1 protein-coding gene is annotated in these 1,957 nt (G+C 70.1%); it reads right to left on the bottom strand.

The window, feature by feature from the left end; translation table 11 throughout:
• Positions 1-282: 282 nt before the first annotated feature.
• Positions 283-1,611 carry a S8 family serine peptidase gene (locus VF746_18135; GenBank protein HEX8694346.1) on the bottom strand — a complete coding sequence of 443 codons (1,329 nt, stop codon included), beginning with the start codon at positions 1,609-1,611 and terminating at the stop codon, positions 283-285.
• Positions 1,612-1,957: the final 346 nt, after the last annotated feature.

Below are 1,957 nucleotides of genomic sequence, written 5' to 3' on the forward strand. Positions count from 1 at the left end.
GGATGCGCGCCCGGAGGGCCGGGACGCCGCCGCGACACGGGGTATCGTCGCGGCGGTGGCCCGGCGCGGTTGGGCACGGTCGTATCGTGCCCTACCGCGCGCGCAGCCCGGCCCGGAGCGCAGCGGAGGGACACGCCCAAAACCGCAGTGCGTTAGTGCGTTAGTGCGAAAGTAGAGGAATAGAAGGCGATCCCGGGGGAGCGCCTGGTGCACGACGCTCCCCCGGGATCATCAGGCCGACGACGCTGCCAATCCGCCTCGCTACGGTGGGACGCTACGTGCCTAGCACTGGCCGTCGCGCTTGCGCTTGGGCGTGCAGGGGGTGGTGGGACCGCGCTTCCCCTTGATCGCCTCGGGTACGAGGACGCGGCTGTAGAGCAAGTGGCTGTTCGCCGTGTGGAAGTTGTTGAGCGTCGTCGGCTTGATGATGTTCTGCGTGGCGCCCTGCACCAGGACGTCGCGCACCTGCTGCGGCGTGGCGCCGGGGGACTGCTCCAGCACCAGCGCGGCGGCGCCGGCCACGTGCGGCGAGGCCATGGAGGTGCCGCTCAGCACGTCGGTGTCGCTGGGGCCGGTGTTGTACGCGGAGGTGATGCTGGAGCCGGGCGCGAAGAGGTCCACGCACGCGCCGTAGTTGGTCCACGTGGTGCGCGTGTCGGTGTTGTTGCTGGCGGCCACGGTGATGGCCTCGGGGACGTTGGCGATCGGGAACATGCAGGCGTCGGCGCCCACGGTGCCGTTCCCCCACCCGTTGCCGGCGGCCACCACCACGGTGATCCCCGAGGCGATCATGCCGCGCACGGCGTCGTCGACGGGGCCGTTGGTGCCGAGCGTCTTGGTGGGCACCACGTCGCCCAGCGACATGTTGACAACGGCGGGGAGCGTGGCGGTCTTCGCCACCCAGTCCATCCCCGCGATCACGTCGGCGTCGGAGCCGTAGCCGGCGCAGTTGAGCACGCGCACGGCCACCAGGCGCACCTGCTTGGCCAGCCCGTACGTCCTGCCGCCGATGGTGCCGGAGACGTGGGTGCCGTGCCCGTGGCAGTCGTTCGGGGCCGGCAGGAGCAGCGGGTCGACGGGGTCGGCGGTGTACGCGTCGAAGCCGGGCGTGGCGCGGCCCTCGAACTCCTCGTGGTCGAAGCGGATGCCGGTGTCGATCACGTAGGCGGTGACGCCCGCGCCGCTGAACTGGTAGCTGTAGGTGCCGTCGACCGGGAGCAGGCGCTGGTCGACGCGGTCCAGCCCCCAGGTGGCGTTCGCCTGCGTGGTGACCGTGGGCCCGCCGAGCGCCCGGAACTGCCGCTGCACGCTCACCTTCAGCACGCGCGGGTCGGCGGTGAGCGCCTGCACGGCGGCGTCGGGGATGGCGCCCGCGAAGCCGTTCAGCAGGTGCTCGTAGACGTACTTCGGCTGGATGCCGAAGTCGCGGGCGACGGCCAGCGCGTCGGCGCCCCAGTCCACCGCCACGATGTACTGGCCGGGGATCGACCCGTCTTCGGCGACGAGGAGCGGCGACGGGGCGGACGGCTGCAGCGACGGCGTGAGCGGCGCGTCGGAGTCGCCGCAGGCGGCAACGCCCAGCACGGCGAGGAGAAGCAGGGAGCGGCGCATGGTTTCCGACCTCCGGTTCTGGAATCGAGGCGAACGTCGGCTCCGCGGAAGAGCAAACTCCGCTCACGCGGCACAATTTTGGTTAACTATAGACATGACAAATACTTAGATTTCAGGGGCAGATTCCGCATGCACCAAATCTGCACTATTGTCGTGAGATTTTCGAAGCGGGATTCACTGAAATTGTGAAAGGGGTCCGCGCGGCCGCGAGGGCCCTCACCCGGCGCCGCCACCGCGTCGCCACCATCTCCCAACTTCGGGAGAGGGTACTTTGCGGGCCTCGCGCGGTAGCCAGATCTCGCGCTGTGTTCTCCCTCCCACCGCGCAGCGGGGGGAGGGCCGGGGA

Origin of the sequence: Longimicrobium sp., assembly GCA_036389795.1 — a bacterium.
In the GTDB taxonomy this organism is placed as follows: domain Bacteria; phylum Gemmatimonadota; class Gemmatimonadetes; order Longimicrobiales; family Longimicrobiaceae; genus Longimicrobium.